Source organism: Pseudomonas sp. Z3-6 (assembly GCF_051131985.1).
Classification (GTDB): domain Bacteria; phylum Pseudomonadota; class Gammaproteobacteria; order Pseudomonadales; family Pseudomonadaceae; genus Aquipseudomonas; species Aquipseudomonas zanjanensis.
On record NZ_CP071644.1, the window covers coordinates 5,665,581 to 5,684,681 of the forward strand.

Genomic DNA, 19,101 nt, shown 5'->3' on the forward strand with positions numbered 1-19,101 from the left:
GGGATTACTCCTTGGCCGCCAGGTTGACCACGCGGTTGGAGCGATCCACCGGCCGCACCTGCTGGCCGTCGAGGAGCACATGTATGCCAGCCGCCACCACCCAGTCATTGGCGCTCAAGCCTTCGAGCACCGGCACGTTTTTTTCGCCAAAGGCACCCACGCGCACCGGGGCTTTCTTGACCGTGTTGTCCGGGTTGACGACCCAGACGTAGGTGGCGCCATTCTCGGCAGTGAGGGCTGATAGCGGCACTGACAGCGGCGCCTTTTCAGCCGTCTGGATAAACACCCGGGCACTTTGGCCCAGCTCCGCCGGAACACTGCCGGCGGTGAAGGCCACGCGGGCGGCGAAGGTGCGGGACTTGGGGTCGGCGGCCGGCGACAGCTCACGAATCCGCCCGCTGAAGCGCTGGTCAGGCTGGCTCCACAACTCGACCGACACCGGCTGGCCAATCTTGAACCGGCCAAAGCTCTGTTCCGGCAGGCTGATCAGCACTTCACGCTCGCCATCGGTGGCCAGGGTAAAAACGGTTTGCCCGGCCGAAACCACCTGCCCGACTTCCACCGAGCGCCGGGCCACCACGCCATCCTGGGGCGCACGCAGCACCGAATAGCTGGCCTGGTTGTTGGCGACATCGAACTCGGCCTTGATCTGCTTGAGCCGCGCGGTGCCGGAGCGGTAGAGGTTTTCGGCGTTGTCGTATTGGGAGCGGCTGACCATCTGCCGCTCCATCAAGGTCTTGTAGCGGTCACGTTCGGCGCGGACCAGGTTCAGGTTGGCCTCGGCGGCGGCGACCTGGGCACGGGTCGCTTCCAGTTGCAGGCGCACGTCCTCGGGGTCGAGCTCGGCCAGCGGTTGATTGGCCTTGACCCGCTGCCCCTCTTCCACCAGTCGTCGGCTCACCTTGCCGCCAATGCGAAAGGCCAGTTCAGGCTCGAAACGTGCCCGCACTTCGCCAGGGTAACTGTCCATCGCCTGGGCCGACGGCTCGGGCTTGACCACCATGGCGGGACGCACGGCGACGGGCACCGGCTCGTCATGACCGCACGCAGACAATAAAAAAGCCAGGGCGACTGGCATGACGAGGGGCAGGGCATAGCGGAACATGGCGAGTGACCTTTCGCTAATGGTGCTTGGAATAATTATACTGGCGAGTATGTTATTAATAGCAAACTCACCAGTCCAGTATTAAAGCGAAGAATGTCGAACAATCCTTCAACCCCTAGCGGCCCAGGCCGCCCCAAGGACCTGGCCAAGCGCCAGGCTATTCTCGACGCGGCGAAACGCCTGTTCCTGAGCATGGGGTATGCCAATACCAGCATGGACGCCGTCGCCACCGAGGCGGGAGTTTCGAAGCTGACGGTCTACAGCCATTTCAACGACAAGGAGACGCTGTTTTCCGCTGCCGTGATGGCCAAATGTGAAGAGCAGGTGCCATCGCTGTTTTACGAATGGCCTGACGGCGTTCCCATCGAACACGTGTTGCTGAACATTGCCCGCGGGTTCAACCAACTGATCAACAGCGATGAATCGTTGAACCTGCATCGCCTGATCATGGCCCTGGGCAGCCAGGACCCGAAGCTGTCGACGATTTTCTACGAAGCCGGTCCGCAACGGATGCTCTCAGGCATGGAGCGGCTGCTGACCAAGGTCAACCAGAGCGGCGCCCTGAGCATCGATAAACCGCGCAATGCCGCCGAGCATTTCTTCTGCCTGATCAAGGGCGCGGCGAACTTCCGTTTGTTGTCAGGCTGCGGCCCGGCCCCGGAACCGGAAGCCGCCGAGGCTCATGTGCAGGAAGTGGTGGGGTTGTTCGTGCGGGCTTATCGGCCTTAGCCTTTCGCTGGCTGGAAGGGCCCCATCGCGAGCAAGCTCGCTCCCACAGGGTTTGATGAACACCACAGATCCAATGTCGGAGCGGGCTTGCTCGCGAAGACGGCGGCCTATTCAACACCTTCCCCAACTGACCCACCGCTTTCGCGAGCAAGCCCGCTCCCACAGTTTGATCGACGGGGTTCACAGAATCAGCGCCCGCCACCGGCCCCTGTGGGAGCGAGCCTGCTCGCGATGCAGGCAACTCGGTCTCAAGGCTTGAGCGCTTTCTTCGGATAGATGTCGTAGCGACTGGACTTGCCATCGAGCCCATGGCTCGGCTTCGGCCCTTCGATGCACGGGGCCTTGCGTGGACGCTTGACCACCACTCGATGAGTCGCCAAGGCCAGGGCCGCGGCGAGCAGCGCCGGGGCGTCCGGGTCATCGCCCACCAGGGGCCGGAACAGGCGCATTTCCTTCTTCACCAGAGCGGTTTTTTCACGATGAGGGAACATCGGGTCCAGGTAGATCACCTGGGGCGGTTCGCCTTCCCAGTTGCGCATCACCTCGATGGCGTTGCCCTTGAGCAAGCGCATGCGCGCCACAATGGGCGCCACGTCGAAATCCTCTGCGCCACGGGCCAGGCCATCCTCCAACAAGGCCGCGATCAGCGGCTGACGCTCGATCAGGTTCATTTCACAGCCCAGGCTGGCCAGCACAAACGCATCCTTGCCCAACCCGGCGGTGGCATCCAGCACCCGCGGGCGCACACCCTGGGCGATCCCGACTGCCTTGGCGATCATCTGGCCACTGCCGCCGCCGTACAACCGCCGATGGGCCGCCCCACCCTCGACGAAGTCCACGCGCACCGGCCCTGGCGCATCCGGGCCCAACTGCTGCAACTGCACCCCTTGCTCACCGACCTGCAAGGCGAACTCGCCTTCGTCCCCTTGCAAAGGCAGGCCAAGCCGCTCGGCCCAGTGTTCGGCCTGCGGTTGGAAGGCCGGGGCCAGGGCCTCGACATGGATGCGGCAGGCCGCGGGTTGCTCACTCATGGAAGTTGTTCACTTATGGAAAACATGCTCAAAAAATTAAGGATCGGCAAAAACGGCCGATAACAACGGTGAACGGCATTTTGCCAGAGCTGAGCGTCGACCGAGAAAAATGTCAGACATTCAATCCACATCGATAGGCGTTATCTCCCCTTACGGCGATTACAGCCTGCGTAACACCCAAGCGCTGAGCGGCGTCAGTCACCTGTGGCAGGATTTTTTTGCCCGGGCCCTGGCCGATCAACTGGGTGATAACGCACCGGCACCTGGCAGCTACCAGCCAGAGCCCCTCGATGAGGCCGTTGAACCGACCCTCGGCGCCGAACTGCTGGCGCATATCGTCAGCCAGCGCACCTGCGAAGTGACCGAAACACAGGTCAAGCCGCCAGAACCGCTGTTCCTGCCCATCGCCGAATTCGAACTCGACCTGCTGGATAAACCCTTCCCGCCGTTCCCGCCAGAAGAAATCGTTGCCCAGCAACACCAGCAGACCTTCGAAAGCAACTGGGTCCGCCCACTCGTCCTCACCGCCGGCCAACCACTGCCGGAACCGGGCCCGGCGCCACAACCGCGTCCGTTGCACCTGCCGATCGCCGAATTCGAACTCGAGCTGCTGGACAAGCCGTTCCCGCCGTTCCCGAAAGAGGAATTGGTGGCGCAGCAGAAACAACTGGACTTCGACACCCGCTGGGCACGTCCGATCGTGCTGCAGAACCTGCGCATCGCCGCTTAAATCAGCGACAGATCCACCATGGCCCCACATCCAGATGAAAATGGTTGCGGTGCGCCGCGTTGTAATCCGGGCTCAAGACCACACTGAACATATCGCAGGCGCCATCCCGAGCCTGACGCAAGAAGCGCGCATCGGCCGTGTCCTTGGGCCAGTCCCTGAGCACGCTGATCGTGCGCCCATCGGCCAGGCGAAACCCGGCGATGTCCAGCGCGCTGGCGGTGGCGTGCTGGCTGCGCGCCCCGCTCTCACGCCCGTACATGTTGCGACAGGCGAAACTGCCCAAGTGATCGACCCGCGTCACTTTCTGCCCGTAGACCGCCATTGCCGCCGGCTGCAACCCGTGACGCTCGAACAACGCAAACGCCACCGCCAGCGGGCAACTGGCGAGGAAGCTGCTGCTCAACGCCACCTCACCGCCCTGCACCCTCAACACATTGGTCAATGGGCATGTGGTATTGGCGCCGCTGTCGGCCTGGCGCGCGGTGCGCAGCCCGGAGGTAGCGAGGGCCTGGTCGCACAGCTGCGGGTCGTTGCGCAGGGCCATGAGTTTGAAACGGGTGAGCAGATTGGGCGCCAGGTTGACGTCCAAAGGCGCCCAGGGATTCCATTGGGGCGGCAGCGCCACCCAGCCGCGCCATACCCCCAGCACGGCAAGGCCAATGAGCAGGGCCACGACCGCAAGCGCTTTCAAAAACCGCACGATATTGCCTCGGGCATCAACCCTTGAATAATTGGTTGGCCTGCTTGAACGGCATCGAGCGGCGCGTGAAGGTGAATGTGCCCTGCTCCTGGATCTCCTCGGCGGCGCGGAAGAACTCGCCATACGCGGCCAGGGCCAGGGCCGAGCCGACACTGATGCGCTTGACGCCCAGCTCGCTCAACTGCGCCACCGTCAGGTCCAGCGCCCCGGACATCAGCACGTTCACCGGTTTTGGCGCCACGGCCTGCACCACCGCGAGCACTTGTTCGGCGCTGCTCAGCCCCGGGGCGTACAACACGTCGGCCCCCGCGTCCGCGAAGGCCTTGAGGCGGCGTATGGTGTCGTCGAGGTCCGGATTGCCATGCAGGAAATTTTCCGCCCGGGCCGTCAGCAGGAAAGGAAACGGCAAGCTGCGCACGGCCTCGGCGGCGGCCTTGACCCGAGCTACCGCGTGGTCGAAGCAATAGATCGGGCTGTCTTCGCGCCCCGTGGCATCTTCGATCGAACCACCCACCGCGCCGGCCTCTGCCGCCCGGATCAGGCTGCGGGCGCAATCCTCGGGGGCATCGGCAAAACCGTTCTCCAGGTCGACGGCCACCGGCAGGTCAGTGGCCGCGACAATCGCCCGCACGTTAGCCAGCGTGTCATCCAGCCCCAGCGCGCCATCGGGTCGGCCCAGGGAAAAGGCGTGACCGGCACTGGTGGTCGCCAAGGCTTCAAAACCCAGGCTGGCCAGCATCTTGGCCGAACCGGCGTCCCACGGGTTGGGAATGACAAAAGCCCCTTCGCGTTCGTGCAAGGCCTTGAACGCCTGGGCTCGACGAATGTGCGCTTCCATGTAGTTCGCTCCTGAGCAGAGAGGGAGTGGGCCTCAGAGCAAACCCAGTTGCTCGGCGGCGGGCTCTCTATATAGCGCAGGCAGGGCCGGCAAGCCAGGCAATCGATGCATCAATCGCTCGTGAAAACGTTGCGCGAGCCTGGCGGCCAGCCGGTTGTCGGCGGTGTGCAGGAAGATATAGGGCGTGCGCCCTTCTTCGATCCAGCCGGCGATTTTCTCCACCCACGGCGTCAGGAACGGCTCGTTGGCTTCGAGCACCGGATGACCGATGAAACGCACTTGCGGACATTGGGTGAACGCCGCGGGCCGGGGCGGCACGCGGGGCTTTTTCGATTGTGCGTGAAGCACGGCGGGATCAAGGGAGGTGCAACTGAACAAGGCCCGGGGATCGAGGCAGATGCGTTCGACGCCGCGATCGAGCAACAGGCGATTGAGCCGCCGTTCGGCGTCGCCCTTGGCAAAGAACTCGTCGTGACGGACTTCGACGGCCAAGGGGCGCTGCAAGGCGTCGATGAACCCCGCCAGTTCCGGCAACCGATTCGGGGTAAAGGCCTTGGACAGTTGCAGCCAATACGGCGCAACGCGCTCGCCCAAGGGGCTGAGTAGTTGCAGGAAGGTTTCAGTGGCCGTCAGGCGTTCGCGCAGGTCGCCATTGTGGCTGATGTCGCCAGGAAACTTGGCGGTGAAGCGAAAGTGCTCGGGCATGATTTCGGCCCAGCGCTGCACGGTCGGCGCAGACGGGCTGGCATAGAAGGTCGTATTGCCTTCCACGGCATTGAACACTTGGGAATAGAGATCGAGGAAATCGGTGCTTTTCGCATCCTGGGGATAAAGGTAATCGCGCCAGGCGTTTTCGCTCCAGGACGGGCAGCCCAGGTAGTAAGGCAAGACCATCAGATGTAGAGATCGAGTCCCAGCACTTCCATATCCCAATCGACGAAACCGGCGGTGCTCAGGTAGCTCGCCAGGGCCGTGGAGACACTGCGGCTCATCGCACGGTGATAAAGCATGTCTTGCTGACGGGCGGGGAGATTGCTCAGGCGTTGCGCAGAGGCTTTGGCGGCGCGGGCGGCCAGTTGCTCTTCAGACGGAAATTCCACCTCGCCATCGATGTCATCGAAGTTTTCCGGCTCGCTGGCTTTACCCGCACGAGGCCGACGCTTGATGGGGTAGGACTGGGATGAAACGCCGTCTATACGCATAACAGAATGCTCGGTATCAATGATGGCAATTTAGCGGCACTTTCGCAGCCGCGCAAATGCGCAAGTGATAACTAGAACACATAAAGTCAAAAAGGTTTAAAAACGGGCGGAAAAAGTGACGACTGGCAAGGTTGGGTGTGACTTTTGGGGGCGTAAATGATTTTTTCGAGACACCGCTTTTTGGGGTGACCCTATGGTTTTGTGGCGAGGGAGCTTGCTCCCGCTGGGGCGCGAAGCGGCCCCGAAATATGATTCGCGCCTTATCTTGCCGGCCTGAAATCAATTTTCTGGGGGCCGCTTCGCAGCCCAGCGGGAGCAAGCTCCCTCGCCACAACGCTGCCCGTTCGAGAGCGGAGTGATGCTTTCTATCGCTCGGACTTGGGGGTTGCGACTTTGTCCCGCAAATATACTGGCTGTGCATCATCCGCTGGAATGGCCTCGCCACGTTCCCAGGCGAAACGTGCCAGGGCCAGCAGGTCCTCGGCATGGGGCAGCATCGAGGCGTCCTGGCCGATGAGACTGACACCGATCCGCTCGCCATAGCCCCAACCAGTGCCGGCGCCGAACCAGTCGCCGCTGGCATCGCCCGGCAACGCCGCCGCTTCGGGCGGCAACACCGCTTCAGCACCGACCAGGCGCATCTCGCCGTCGGTTTCGCGGTAGCAGCCCCAATACACCTCATCCATGCGCGCATCGATGGCCGCGGCAACTTGGCGAGCGCCCTGTTCGCGCAAGGCACGCTGGGCCAGCACCGCCAGGTTTGACACTGGCAGCACTGGCCGCTCCAGGGCAAATGCCAGGCCTTGCACCACGCCGATGGCGATGCGCACGCCGGTAAAAGCTCCCGGCCCACGGCCAAAGGCAATCGCATCCACCGCCTGCAAGGTCGTGCCGGCATCGCTCAACAGTTTCTGGATCATCGGCAGCAGCTTCTGCGCATGCAGGCGCGGGATCACCTCGTAATGGCTCGTGACCTTGCCGTCGTGCAGCAAGGCAACGGAGCAAGCTTCAGTCGCGGTGTCCAGGGCCAGCAAGGTGCTCATCGATGTGTCCGTAAATCAGGTGGGGAAAAAGTGCGCCAGTATAAACAACTACGGCCCGCAAGCGGGCCGTAGTTGATGCAACTGATCAGGCTTTTCAGCTCAGCGCTTCGAGCACCTTGCCGGTGATCGCATCGACCGAGCCAACGCCCGGGATGTGGCTGTACTTCGGCTTGCCTTGGGCAGCCGACAGATTCTGGTAGAACGCCACCAGCGGCTTGGTCTGGGAATGGTAGACCGACAGGCGATGACGCACGGTTTCTTCGGTGTCGTCCTTGCGCTGCACCAGCTCTTCACCGGTGACGTCGTCCTTGCCCGCAAGTTTCGGCGGGTTGTAGACGGTGTGGTAGACACGGCCGGACGCCTCGTGGACACGACGACCGGCAATGCGCTGGACGATCTCTTCGTCGTCGACCGCGATTTCGACCACGTGATCGAGCTCAACACCGGCAGTCACCAGGGCTTCAGCCTGGGGAATGGTGCGCGGGAAGCCATCGAACAGGAAGCCATTGGCGCAGTCGGGTTGAGCGATGCGATCCTTGACCAGGGCGATGATCAGGTCATCCGACACCAGGCCGCCGGCATCCATGATGCTCTTGGCTTGAACACCCAGTGGCGTGCCAGCCTTGACCGCGGCACGCAGCATGTCGCCGGTGGAGATTTGCGGGATACCGAATTTTTCGGTGATGAACTTTGCCTGAGTACCTTTACCGGCCCCGGGAGCTCCCAGCAGAATGACGCGCATCGATGTGCTCCTCAATTTTTTTATGTAAAACGCTCGGATTCGCCTCGCGGGGCCAATCTTCGAAAAACTGGATCGTGACCGCCCAAACGGCCAAAGGCTGATCAAGATACACAGCAGGCCCGACCCACACAAGCCGCCGAAAGTCGGAGGAACCCGCGCCCGATACGACCTTCGGAGGGGGTGGCGAGCGTCGCAACCGGGCAACAAACTGTCGCCTGGCCGACCTGTCCCCGCCCCCGCAGAACAACGCCCGGGAACGCCGGGCGAGCCGTTTCGGTGCGCTGCCTGATCTTAGCCGGTATTGCGCAACCCGGCGGCAATCCCCGCCACAGACACCAGTAATGCCTGTTCCACGGGGCTGCCTTGGGCAACTTCCTGCTGGCGTGAGCGCGCCAACAGTTCGGCCTGCAACAGGTGCAACGGGTCGAGGTAGGTGTTGCGCAGGCGGATGAATTCCAGCGTGGCTGGGCTATGTGCCAGTAGCTGCGACTGACCGGTCAAGCCAAGCACCACCGTGCAGGCCTGCGACAATAGGTCGCGTAAATGCGCACCCAAAGGCAGCAGCCCAGGCTCCACCAAACGCTCGTCGTAAGAGCGGGCGATATCGGCGTCGGCCTTGGCCAGCACCATCTCCAGCATGTCGATGCGGGTCCGGAAGAACGGCCATTGCTCGCGCATCTGCCCCAGCAACGCCCCTTCGCCGCGCTCCAGGGCCTTGCTCAGTGCGGTTTCCCAACCGAGCCAGGCCGGCAACATCAGGCGGGTCTGGGTCCAGCCGAAAATCCACGGAATCGCCCGCAAGCTTTCGATGCCGCCGGCGCGACGCTTGGCCGGCCGGCTGCCCAGCGGCAGGCGCCCAAGTTCCTGCTCGGGGGTGGACTGGCGGAAGTACTCGACGAACTGCGGATTCTCCCGCACCACCGCGCGGTAGGCACTGACGCCATCGGCCGCCAGTTCATCCATCAAATCCCGCCACTGCGGCGTGGGTGGCGGCGGTGGCAGCAGCGTCGCTTCAAGCACCGCGGCGAGATACAGATTGAGGTTCTGTTCGGCGATATCCGGCAGGCCGAATTTGAAACGAATCATTTCGCCCTGCTCGGTGGTGCGGAAACGCCCGGCCACCGAGCCCGGTGGCTGGGACAGGATCGCCGCGTGTGCCGGACCGCCACCACGGCCCACGGTGCCGCCACGACCGTGGAACAACAACAGTTCGACTTGCTGCTCGCGGCAGATGTCCACCAGCCGTTCCTGGGCCCGATATTGCGCCCAGGCCGCCGCCGTGGTCCCGGCATCCTTCGCCGAATCTGAATAGCCGATCATCACTTCCTGAGGGCCTTGCAGCCGTGAACGATAGCCCGGCAGCAGTAACAGCCGCTCGATCACCGGCCCGGCGTTGTCCAGGTCGGCCAGGGTCTCGAACAGCGGCACCACTCGCATCGGCCGCAATACCCCGGCGTCCTTCAACAACAGTTGCACAGCGAGGACATCGGACGCCGCGCCGGCCATGGAGATCACGTAGGAACCCAGGGACGCCGCCGGCGCCGCGGCCACTTCCCGGCACGTCGCCAACACTTCCGCCGTGTCGGCCGAGGGCTTGAAATGGGCCGGCAGCAGTGGACGCCGGTTGTTCAGCTCCTCCAGCAAAAAGCTGATGCGCTGCTCCTCGTTCCAATCCTCATAGCGACCCAGGCCCAGGTAGTCGGTGATTTCCGTCATGGCGGCGGTATGGCGCGTCGAGTCCTGGCGCACATCGAGGCGCACCAGGAACAAGCCGAAGGTCACCGCCCGCCGCAGGCAGTCGAGCAGCGGCCCATCGGCAATCACGCCCATGCCGCATTCGTGCAGGGAGTGGTAGCACAGCTCAAGGGGGTCCAGCAGTTCGCGGTTGTGCTGCAACACCTCGGCGCCTGGCGGCGTGGCGGCACTCAAGGAGGCGTGGGCCCAGTTGCGGGTGGCGCGCAGGCGTTCGCGCAGTTGCTTGAGCACGGCACGATACGGTTCGGCGCTGTCGCCGGCCTGGGCCCGCAAGGCCTCGCTGGCGTTTTGCATGGACAGTTCGGCCGCCAGTTGGTCGACGTCACGCAGGTACAGGTCCGCCGCCATCCACCGCGCCAATAACAGCACCTCGCGGGTCACCGCGGCGGTGACATTCGGGTTGCCGTCACGGTCGCCGCCCATCCACGAGGCAAAGCGGATCGGCGCGGCCTCCAGCGGCAGGCGCAGCCCGGTGGCGGTATGCAAGGCCTGGTCGGCCTTGCGCAGGTAATTGGGGATGGCGTGCCACAGCGAATGCTCGATCACCGCGAAGCCCCACTTGGCCTCGTCCACCGGGGTCGGCCGGGTGCGGCGGATTTCTTCGGTGTGCCAGGCTTCGGCGATCAAGCGTTGCAGGCGCTCGTGGATCTGCGTGCGCTCGGCGCTGGTCAGGTCGCGGTGATCCTGGGCCGCCAGTTGCGCGGCGATGGCGTCGTATTTCTGGATCAGGGTACGGCGGGCCACTTCCGTGGGGTGAGCGGTGAGGACCAGTTCGATTTCCAGGCGGCCCAACTGCCGGGCCAGGGCCTCGGCGCCATGGCCTTCGGCCCGCAGCCGGGCGAGCAACTCAGGCAGGACCCGTGCCTCGAAGGGCGCCGGTTGCGATTCATCGCGGCGATGGATCAGTTGGTACTGTTCGGCGATGTTGGCGAGGTTGAGGAATTGGTTGAACGCGCGCGCCACCGGCAGCAGTTCGTCCTCGCTCAGTTGATTGAGGCTGGCACTGAGTTCGGCATCCACGGAACCGCGTCGGTCAGCCTTGGCGCCCTTGCGGATCTGCTCGATCTTGTCGAGAAACGTGTCCCCGTACTGTTCGCGGATGGTATTGCCCAGCAGTTCGCCAAGCAGGTGGACATCCTCGCGCAAGCGGGCATCGATATCGGTCATCAGCATTTCTCCAGCAAAAAAGTCCGGACAGCTCTTGGATCAGAGAGTGCCGATGCCGGTCGCTTATGACAAGCGACGAAGGGACTTTAAACCTTGCACAACAAAGCTAGTCTCATGGGTAAGCCACACAACGGCTTGTCACTCACCGCGCCTGCCACGAGCAGGCTGATTGAGGTCATCATGAAAATTCGTGAACTTGCCCAGCATTGGGAAGAAAACGCCAAGGGCCGCCTGACCCAGACGGGCTACACGATCCACCTGGACGTCGAAGCCGCCGCACGCCTGGCTGCGATCTGCGACATGTACCCCAAGCGCCAGCCCGAGGAGCTGCTGGGCGAGCTGATCGGGGCCGCATTGGAAGAGCTTGAAGCGAGCTTCCCCTACATCAAGGGTTCGCAAGTTGTCGCCACCGATGAGGAAGGTGACCCGCTGTATGAAGACGTAGGACCGACCCCACGATTCCTCGCCCTGTCGCGCCGGCATCTGCACGAACTTTCCTCGCAGAACGACAAATCCAAACACTGATTCCCTTCACTCCAGGTTGCGGTTTTCCGGCGCGGGGCCTTTCCCACCTACGCCGGGAATACCGCTGCGCGCCTTGAAAGTTCAGCTTTTCTGCCGCTGACCGATCAGTCAGTAATTCTTTTGGCGAATGGCCATCCTCGCTGAACTTTTGAAAAACGCCTCGGGTCACACCGAGTAACCATACTGGAACGGTCGTTTAAATAAACGCGCCTTGGCGCCAACACCAAACCAGACGTCATGGCTTCGGTCCCAGCATGGATTTGTCGTTTTTTCAGGAGTTTTCCAATGGAGTTGAAGCCTATGAATACCTGCACTGCCAAACCCTCATCCAGTGGCCTGCGCGGCTTGAAGTTGGCTGCCCTGGCGATCGGTAGCAGCTTCATTCTCGCCGGTTGCGCCGGTAACCCACCTTCGGAGCAGTACGCGGTGACCCAGTCGGCGGTCAACAGCGCCGTCAGCGCCGGTGGTACCGAATTCGCCGCCGTGGAAATGAAATCGGCCCAGGACAAGCTCAAGCAAGCCGAAATCGCCATGCATGACGAGAACTACGAAGAAGCCAAGCGACTGGCCGAACAAGCCGAGTGGGATGCCCGCGTCGCCGAGCGCAAGGCCCAGGCCGCCAAGGCCGAACAAGCCCTCAAGGACTCTCAGAAAGGGGTTCAGGAACTGCGTCAGGAAGGCATGAACAAGGTTCAGTAAACCGTTCACGCCACGACGTACTTCTCATTGATAAAAGGACGACAGACTATGATGCACAAACACTTGATGATGCCCGCCCTGCTCGCTGCCTGCGTAGCCCTGGCCGCTTGCTCCCACGACCCGAACGCCAATCTTGAACAGGCGCGGACCAATTACAACGGCCTGCAAGCCGACCCGGCGGCGACCAAAGTGGCTGCCCTGGAAACCAAGGACGCGGCGGACTTCCTGGCCAAGGCCGACAAGGCCTACCTGGATCGGGAAGACGAAGCCAAGGTCGACCAACTGGCCTACCTGACCAACCAGCGCGTCGAAGTGGCCAAGCAGACCATCGCCCTGCGCAATGCCGAAGCCGAACTGAAAAACGCCGGCGACGAACGCGCCCGTGCCCTGCTCGACGCGCGCAACGCGCAGATCAAGCAACTGCAAGACAGCCTCAACGCCAAGCAGACCGAACGCGGTACGCTGGTGACTTTCGGCGACGTGTTGTTCGCCACCAACAAGTCCGACCTGCGCACCAGCGGCATGACGAATGTGAGCAAACTGGCGCAGTTCCTCCAGGAAAACCCGGACCGCAAGGTGATCATCGAAGGCTACACCGACAGCACCGGCTCGGATTCCTACAACCAATCGCTGTCCGAACGTCGCGCCAGCTCGGTGCGTACCGCCCTGGTGAAAATGGGCGTCGACCCGGCTCGCATCGTGACCCAGGGCTATGGCAAGGAATTCCCGGTGGCGGATAACACCAGCGTCTCGGGCCGCGCCATGAACCGTCGCGTGGAAGTGACCATCTCCAACGACAACCAGCCAGTGGCCCCGCGCTCGACCATGAGCGCCAACTGATCGGCTGAGTGAAACCAAAAAGCCCCGCCTGATTGAAGTCAGGCGGGGCTTTTTATCGGCCAACACAAATCCCCTTGTGGGAGCGGGCTTGCTCGCGAAAGCGTCCAGCCAGCTACATATGCAGTGACTGACACACCGCCTTCGCGAGCAAGCCCGCTCCCACAGGGGATTTGTGGTGTCGTTGGGATTGGATTACGGCTGCAGTTTTTGTGGTGTTTCCTGCCCCATGCAGCGCACCGCGCGTTTCTTCTCGTTGATCAACACGCCGGTCAGGCCTTTCTGCTCGGTGTCGAACAACACCAGCACGCCATCGATGCACTGGGCAACCTGGGGCGCGGGTTCCAGGGACACCTTGTAGTCCTCGCCCGGCACGGTCTTGAGCATGGTGAACTGGTCGAGCAGCAACGCATCCTCGGGCTTGGCGAAATGCAGGTAGCCGTAGTACCACAGCACGGCGACGGTGCCCAGGATGCTGCAGATACCGGTGATGATCAGGGGGATGGCGTTACGTTCTTCGCTCATTGCGGGTTCTCTGGTGATTCAACGGGTGATTTCGGGTAGTTCGGGACCTCCCCCAGGCGGCGCAGGCCGTCAAAGTGCCGGGGATCGTCGAGGTAGCGCAGCATCACGGTGCGCCACGTCGGGTCGGCGAAAGTCTGCACATGGCCGCCCCGTGTCAGCTGCAGGACCCGCGGCGGCGGCGCAGCTTGATACAAGCGGATGCCATTGGAAAGGGGCACGATGGGGTCGTCGAGGCTGTGGTAGATCAACTTCGGCACGTCGTTCAACTGCGCCACGGAGCTGATCGCGCTGTCACCGTCCGGCACCAGCCAGGACAACGGCACCTGGAACGGCCAGGTCAGCCACGAGGTACTCAGGGCAAAACGCCCGACGTCGCGATAGCTGGCGGGCACGCCATCGAGCACCAGGGCCTTGAGCTGCCGTTGGCGCTGGGGATGTTCGACCAGGTAATGCACCGCCAGCGCGCCGCCCAGGCTCTGGCCGAGCAGCACCAGCGGCTTGCCCTGGACCTCGGGCGACTGGTCGAGCCATTGGAACGCGGCGTCGATGTCCTGGTAGATCGCCGGCAGGCTCGGCTCGCCTTCAGACACGCCATAACCCCGATAATCGACCATCAACACTTGGTAGCCCTGCTCTGGCAACCACCAGCTCCCGCCCAGGTGCCACGCCAGGTTGCCGCCGTTGCCGTGCAAATGCAGGACCGTGCCCTTGATCTCCACGCCTGGTTTGACGGGCAGCCACCAGCCCCGGAGCTTGAGATTGTCAGCGGTGGTCAGGGTGACGTCGCGGTACTCGAGCCTGGCCCGCTCCGGGGTAAACGGCAGGCCGCGTTCGGGGTAGAACAGCAGGGAGCTGCAACCGCCCAGGGCCAGCAGCAGGCAGATGATGCCGAGGGTTCGCATCCGGTGAAGCCTCGCAAAAAATCAGAAGTTATCCACAGCCCCTCTGTGGGAGCGGGCTTGCTCGCGAAAGCGGTGTGTCAGTCAATATTATCCTTAACTGACACACCGCTTTCGCGAGCAAGCCCGCTCCCACAGTTGGACTTCGTGACCTTCAAAGAATATTCGAATAATCCGCTTCGATCCGGTCCAGGCTCAGGTGGTTCAGGAAGTTGGAGAAACACATCCAGGCCGACAAGGCATTCATGTCGCGGAATTGCTCAGGCAAGTATTTAGGCGGCACCACCAGGCCTTCGTCCACCAACTGGCGCAACGTGCGCATGTCCTCGAGGGTGGTCTTGCCGCAGAACAGCAGCGGCACCTGCTCCAGCTTGCCTTTGCGCACGGCCAATTGAATGTAGTTGTAAACCATGATGAAGCCCTTGAGGTAGGACAAGTCTTTGGTGAATGGCAGCCCGGTGGGCACCGAACCACGGAACACCCGACTGGCGTTGCCGTAGCTTTCGGCCATTTCAAAACCCTGCTCGCGGAAGAACTCGAAGACCTGCAGGAAATCGGCGCCCTCCTCCACCATATGAATGGCCCGGGTGCGGTTGGTGAGCTTGCGCAGGCGACTCGGGTAGGAGGCGAACGTGATGATTTCCATCAGGATCGCCAGGCCTTCCTGGGTCACCGTGGACGAGGGCGGGCCCTTGGACAGGAAGGTGCAGATCGGCTGGTTCAAGCCGTTGAGGGTAGTGCCAACGTGCACCAACCCTTCGTGGACCTCCAGCGCCCGTACGTCGCGCTCGTTGAACATCGCATCGGTGCGGATCTTGATGTAGTCGGCGCCCGCCGCCGCGTCGGCGACGATGCCGTCGGACTCGAACACGCGGATGGTTTCCTCGGCTTCGCCGAACACCCGGTTGAGGCGATGCTGCAACAGGCTGACGGCTTCCTTGGCACTGAGGACTTTCGGCTCGTCCTTGAGGTCACCACGGCCATCGATGTTGTTCAGGTAGTCGGAGAGCATCAGGCCCAAGTCGGCCAGGGTCGGGTCGCCGGCGTGAAAAGCATCGGAGGCGGCGCCATAGAGCTCCTGGGAAATCAGCCCGAAATCCTCGGTGCCACGCGCTTCGAGCATGCGCACCACCATGCGGTATTCCTTGCACATGCGGCGCATGATCTGGCCCACCGGGTTGAACTGCCCCAGTTGACGGGTGATGTCGCGCTCGATGTTCTGGAACTCCAGCTTTACTTTGCTGGAATCAAAAGACAGCGGCCGGTTGAGGTAATAGTCGCGATCCACCGCAGGCATTTCCTTGCCCTTGGCCTTGAGGAACCCCTTGCGGATGTTCTCGTCCCACTTCACCGCGTCGAGGATGCGAATCGGCGTTTGCGCCAGCACAATGCGATCGGACAAGGTGCGTATCGTCTGCTGGTAATCGTCCACCGAAAAACTCCTGTGAAAAAACGTCCGCTTGTTGCAATTATTGGGATTTGGCCAGTCGCTGGTAACGCACGGCTTCCGAGAACACATCGGAGTTGGCCGGGTCGTCGAGGTAGCTGAAAACCTTGTTCATGTCGCTGTCCACCAACACACCGTCGCCCTCTTCGCTCTGGTTCGGCTGGCCACTGAGGATCTTCTGGCCGATGGCCTGGTTGATCTGCTCCAAGTCCAGGTTGTAGACCACCAGTTCCTGTTTATCGGTCAATTCGAAACCGGCGATCAGGAAATGTCCACCGTAGCGGGCCGGCACCTTGGCCGACAGGTACCAGCGACTGCCATGACGGGAGACGGTCAAGGGGATGGCTTCGCGCTCATGGGGCTGGGCCCTGAAGTAGCTGATGGCCTGGTAGCGGTGCTTGCCGACTTGCGTCAGTTCCAGGTTCAACGGTTCGCCCCAGGCATTGGTGCTGGTCCATTGGCCGAGCAGGCCCTCGGGCGCGGCTTCGCTGTTGGGTAACGGCGCCTTGAAGGACACCAGGCAACCACTGAGCAGTAGCAACGACGCGGCCAGTACAACGGCAGGCCAGGCTTTCATTTGAACTCCCTATGGCACAGGTCGCTTTATCCCCTGTGGCGAGGGAGCTTGCTCCCGCTTGAGTGCGCAGCGCTCACAAAAAAGGGGCTGCTGCGCAGCCCAGCGGGAGCAAGCTCCCTCGCCACAAGGGCTGTGGTGAACCCATCTGGATCACACCGACGCCAGTACCAGGTGCATGTAGCGGGTCAGGATGCCGAGCATGTCTTCATCGGCTACCGGCTCGGCGCCATTGAGCAAGCCCTGATATTCCATCCGTCCGATAATCGCCGTCAACACTTTGGCATCCTGTTGCGGTTCGCGGGAGCCTAAAACCTGGAAAAACTGACACGTGCCATGCAGCAAAATCTGCTGGTGGGAACGCACCAACTCCGCCAGGCGTGGGTTGAGCAGGGCTTCCTGGCGAAAGGCCTGCTCGGCCATCAGGTACTCGCGACGGCTGTCCAGTTGATGCCGCACATAGTCGGCGGTCATCCGCGCGATGTCGTCCGCCAGTTGCGAGCGCGACTGGGCGCTGCCATCACCATAGGCGACCATTTCCCGCAGAAGGCCTTCGTTGTTGGCCCACAGCTTGCCCATGAACGCCGCGCTGCGTTCCACATACTGGGCGAAGGTATCGGTGAGCAAATCGTCGATGTCCTTGAAATAGTACGTAGTGGCCGACAGCGGCACGCCCGCTTCGGCGGCCACCGCACGGTGACGCACCGCACGCACGCCATCGCGCACCACGATGCGCATGGCCGCGTCGAGAATCTCCTGGCGACGCTGCTCACTGCCCTGTCGGCTGGCCTTGCGGCCCTGGTACTGAACACTTTCAGCGACAGCCGTGGCGACGCCCGCTGCACCTTCTGAAGCCATTGCACGATTCACGACAGGTCTTCCTCGCTCTTTGAAAAAGTAACCAATTGATACGTTTGTACCAGACAGGCAATAAAAAGCCGCCCATCGAGGCGGCTTTTTATTTGAAACAATTACGCTTGGGGCCGCATGTGCGGGAAGAGGATCACATCCCGGATCGACGGTGAGTTGGTCAACAACATCACCAGGCGATCGATGCCAATGCCTTCGCCAGCGGTCGGCGGCATGCCGTACTCCAGGGCGCGCACGAAGTCGGCATCGTAGTGCATGGCTTCGTCGTCGCCGGCATCCTTGTCGGCCACCTGGGCCATGAAACGCTCGGCCTGGTCTTCGGCATCGTTGAGCTCGGAGTAGGCGTTGGCGATTTCACGACCACCGATGAACAGCTCGAAACGGTCGGTCACGCTTGGGTTCTCGTCGTTGCGACGGGCCAACGGCGACACTTCGAACGGGTACTGGGTGATGAAGTGCGGCTGCTCCAGCTTGTGCTCGACCAGTTCTTCGAAAATCATCACTTGCAGCTTGCCCAGGCCTTCGAAGCCGAGGACCTTGGCGCCGGCCTTCTTGGCGATGGCGCGGGCCTTGTCGATGTCGTTCAGGTCATCGGCAGTCAGTTCAGGGTTGTACTTGAGGATCGAGTCGAACACCGACAGGCGCACGAACGGCTCGCCGAAGTGGAACACCTTGTCGCCGTACGGCACGTCGGTAGTGCCCAGGACCAACTGCGCCAGCTCGCGGAACAGTTCCTCGGTCAGGTCCATGTTGTCTTCGTAGTCGGCGTAGGCCTGGTAGAACTCGAGCATGGTGAACTCGGGGTTGTGCCGGGTCGAAACGCCTTCGTTACGGAAGTTGCGGTTGATCTCGAAAACCTTCTCGAAGCCACCCACGACCAAGCGCTTGAGGTAAAGCTCCGGCGCGATGCGCAGGAACATTTCCATGTCCAAGGCGTTGTGGTGGGTTTCGAACGGCTTGGCCGCCGCGCCGCCGGGGATGGTCTGCAGCATCGGCGTCTCGACTTCCAGGAAGTCACGCTTCATCAGGAAGCTGCGGATGTGGGCGATGACTTGCGAGCGGACGCGGAAGGTCTGGCGCACGTCTTCGTTGACGATCAGGTCGACGTAGCGCTGGCGATAGCGTTGTTCGGTGTCGGTCAGGCCGTGGTGCTTGTCCGGCAGCGGGCGCAGGGACTTGGTCAGCAGGCGCACGTTGGTCATCTCGACGTACAGGTCGCCCTTGCCGGAACGGGCCAGGGTGCCTTCGGCGGAGATGATGTCGCCCAGGTCCCAGGTCTTGACGGCGGCCAGGGTTTCTTCCGGCAGGGTCTTGCGGTTGACGTAGACCTGGATGCGCCCGGTCATGTCCTGGATCACCATGAACGAACCACGGTCGAGCATGATACGACCGGCCACCTTGACTGGAATCGCCGCCTCGGCCAGCTCTTCCTTGGTCTTGTCCGCGTACTTCTTCTGCAGGACGTCGCAATACGCGTCGCGGCGGAAGTCGTTGGGGAAGGCCTGGCCCTTGGCGCGCTCGGCAGCAAGCTTTTCCTTGCGCAGGGCGATCAGGGAGTTTTCTTCCTGTTGCAGGGCTTGCGGGTCGAGTTCTAGGTCGCTCATGTCTTTAAGGATTCCATCACAGGTTCGTTGCCCCCGGCCCGGGCCGGAGTTTGCGGGCGAGCCGCGCTTCCTGTGGAAG

At 62.3% G+C, this 19,101-nt stretch carries 20 protein-coding genes; 5 read left to right on the forward strand and 15 right to left on the reverse strand.

Going from position 1 to position 19,101, the window contains the following annotated elements; all coding sequences use genetic code 11:
* Positions 1-4: 4 nt before the first annotated feature.
* Entirely contained in the window at positions 5-1,105 is a 1,101-nt protein-coding gene (locus tag J3P88_RS24660) for an efflux RND transporter periplasmic adaptor subunit (protein WP_434572116.1), read from the reverse strand.
* 93 nt (positions 1,106-1,198) lie between these two features.
* Between J3P88_RS24660 and J3P88_RS24665 the strand changes: the two genes are divergently transcribed.
* Positions 1,199-1,834: a TetR/AcrR family transcriptional regulator gene (locus J3P88_RS24665; protein ID WP_186705480.1), complete on the forward strand. Its 636-nt coding sequence runs from the start codon at positions 1,199-1,201 to the stop codon at positions 1,832-1,834.
* A 248-nt stretch (positions 1,835-2,082) separates the two neighbouring features.
* Here the strand turns inward: J3P88_RS24665 and J3P88_RS24670 are convergent, their stop codons facing one another.
* Positions 2,083-2,865 carry a class I SAM-dependent methyltransferase gene (locus tag J3P88_RS24670; protein WP_434572118.1) on the reverse strand — a complete coding sequence of 261 codons (783 nt, stop codon included), beginning with the start codon at positions 2,863-2,865 and terminating at the stop codon, positions 2,083-2,085.
* Between the two features lie 109 nt (positions 2,866-2,974).
* Here J3P88_RS24670 and J3P88_RS24675 point away from each other — a divergent pair, with 109 nt between their 5' ends.
* The gene (locus tag J3P88_RS24675) at positions 2,975-3,595 is read left to right on the forward strand and encodes an energy transducer TonB (protein WP_434572120.1); all 621 of its coding nucleotides are present in this window, start codon (positions 2,975-2,977) and stop codon (positions 3,593-3,595) included.
* 1 nt (position 3,596) lies between these two features.
* On the opposite strand, the gene J3P88_RS24680 is transcribed toward J3P88_RS24675, so the two are convergent.
* The 7 genes from J3P88_RS24680 to ppc all read right to left on the reverse strand — a co-directional run bounded on the left by J3P88_RS24680 (position 3,597) and on the right by ppc (position 11,042).
* Positions 3,597-4,295: an extensin-like domain-containing protein gene (locus J3P88_RS24680; RefSeq protein ID WP_411386593.1), complete on the reverse strand. Its 699-nt coding sequence runs from the start codon at positions 4,293-4,295 to the stop codon at positions 3,597-3,599.
* Between the two features lie 16 nt (positions 4,296-4,311).
* A complete protein-coding gene (locus J3P88_RS24685; RefSeq protein WP_434572122.1) occupies positions 4,312-5,133 on the reverse strand; it encodes an isocitrate lyase/PEP mutase family protein in 822 nt (273 codons plus the stop codon).
* A 33-nt stretch (positions 5,134-5,166) separates the two neighbouring features.
* Complete coding sequence (locus tag J3P88_RS24690) at positions 5,167-6,027, reverse strand: DUF72 domain-containing protein (RefSeq protein WP_434572123.1); 861 nt, start codon at positions 6,025-6,027, stop codon at positions 5,167-5,169.
* On the reverse strand, positions 6,027-6,335 hold the full coding sequence (locus J3P88_RS24695) for a hypothetical protein (RefSeq protein ID WP_186705474.1): 309 nt from the start codon (positions 6,333-6,335) through the stop codon (positions 6,027-6,029). Before J3P88_RS24695 ends, J3P88_RS24690 begins: the two co-directional genes overlap by 1 nt.
* A 365-nt stretch (positions 6,336-6,700) precedes the next feature.
* The gene (gene tsaB / locus J3P88_RS24700) at positions 6,701-7,378 is read right to left on the reverse strand and encodes a tRNA (adenosine(37)-N6)-threonylcarbamoyltransferase complex dimerization subunit type 1 TsaB (RefSeq protein WP_186705473.1); all 678 of its coding nucleotides are present in this window, start codon (positions 7,376-7,378) and stop codon (positions 6,701-6,703) included.
* A gap of 94 nt (positions 7,379-7,472) precedes the next feature.
* Positions 7,473-8,120, reverse strand: a complete 648-nt coding sequence (adk, locus tag J3P88_RS24705) for an adenylate kinase (RefSeq protein ID WP_186705472.1) — start codon at positions 8,118-8,120, stop codon at positions 7,473-7,475.
* A 291-nt stretch (positions 8,121-8,411) separates the two neighbouring features.
* Entirely contained in the window at positions 8,412-11,042 is a 2,631-nt protein-coding gene (gene ppc, locus J3P88_RS24710) for a phosphoenolpyruvate carboxylase (RefSeq protein ID WP_434572126.1), read from the reverse strand.
* 180 nt (positions 11,043-11,222) lie between these two features.
* On the opposite strand from ppc, the gene J3P88_RS24715 reads away from it, so the two are divergent.
* The 3 genes from J3P88_RS24715 (at position 11,223) to J3P88_RS24725 (ending at position 13,106) form a co-directional block, all read left to right on the forward strand.
* Complete coding sequence (locus tag J3P88_RS24715) at positions 11,223-11,567, forward strand: hypothetical protein (RefSeq protein WP_003198166.1); 345 nt, start codon at positions 11,223-11,225, stop codon at positions 11,565-11,567.
* A 285-nt stretch (positions 11,568-11,852) separates the two neighbouring features.
* Positions 11,853-12,266 (forward strand): DUF4398 domain-containing protein, encoded by a 414-nt coding sequence (locus J3P88_RS24720; RefSeq protein ID WP_186705469.1) that lies wholly within the window; start codon positions 11,853-11,855, stop codon positions 12,264-12,266.
* A gap of 51 nt (positions 12,267-12,317) precedes the next feature.
* Positions 12,318-13,106: an OmpA family protein gene (locus J3P88_RS24725; RefSeq protein ID WP_186728987.1), complete on the forward strand. Its 789-nt coding sequence runs from the start codon at positions 12,318-12,320 to the stop codon at positions 13,104-13,106.
* Positions 13,107-13,298: 192 nt separating this feature from the next.
* Here J3P88_RS24725 and J3P88_RS24730 read toward each other — a convergent pair whose 3' ends face one another.
* The 6 genes from J3P88_RS24730 to lysS all read right to left on the reverse strand — a co-directional run bounded on the left by J3P88_RS24730 (position 13,299) and on the right by lysS (position 19,022).
* Positions 13,299-13,628, reverse strand: a complete 330-nt coding sequence (locus tag J3P88_RS24730; RefSeq protein WP_250963611.1) for a hypothetical protein — start codon at positions 13,626-13,628, stop codon at positions 13,299-13,301.
* Entirely contained in the window at positions 13,625-14,530 is a 906-nt protein-coding gene (locus J3P88_RS24735) for an alpha/beta hydrolase (protein ID WP_434572129.1), read from the reverse strand. Before J3P88_RS24735 ends, J3P88_RS24730 begins: the two co-directional genes overlap by 4 nt.
* 151 nt (positions 14,531-14,681) lie before the next feature.
* The gene (locus tag J3P88_RS24740; protein WP_003185001.1) at positions 14,682-15,959 is read right to left on the reverse strand and encodes a flavohemoglobin expression-modulating QEGLA motif protein; all 1,278 of its coding nucleotides are present in this window, start codon (positions 15,957-15,959) and stop codon (positions 14,682-14,684) included.
* A 37-nt stretch (positions 15,960-15,996) separates the two neighbouring features.
* Complete coding sequence (locus J3P88_RS24745; RefSeq protein ID WP_434572131.1) at positions 15,997-16,551, reverse strand: hypothetical protein; 555 nt, start codon at positions 16,549-16,551, stop codon at positions 15,997-15,999.
* A gap of 150 nt (positions 16,552-16,701) precedes the next feature.
* Positions 16,702-17,418: a TetR/AcrR family transcriptional regulator gene (locus J3P88_RS24750; protein ID WP_053118752.1), complete on the reverse strand. Its 717-nt coding sequence runs from the start codon at positions 17,416-17,418 to the stop codon at positions 16,702-16,704.
* Positions 17,419-17,519: 101 nt separating this feature from the next.
* The gene (gene lysS / locus J3P88_RS24755) at positions 17,520-19,022 is read right to left on the reverse strand and encodes a lysine--tRNA ligase (protein WP_434572133.1); all 1,503 of its coding nucleotides are present in this window, start codon (positions 19,020-19,022) and stop codon (positions 17,520-17,522) included.
* Positions 19,023-19,101: the final 79 nt, after the last annotated feature.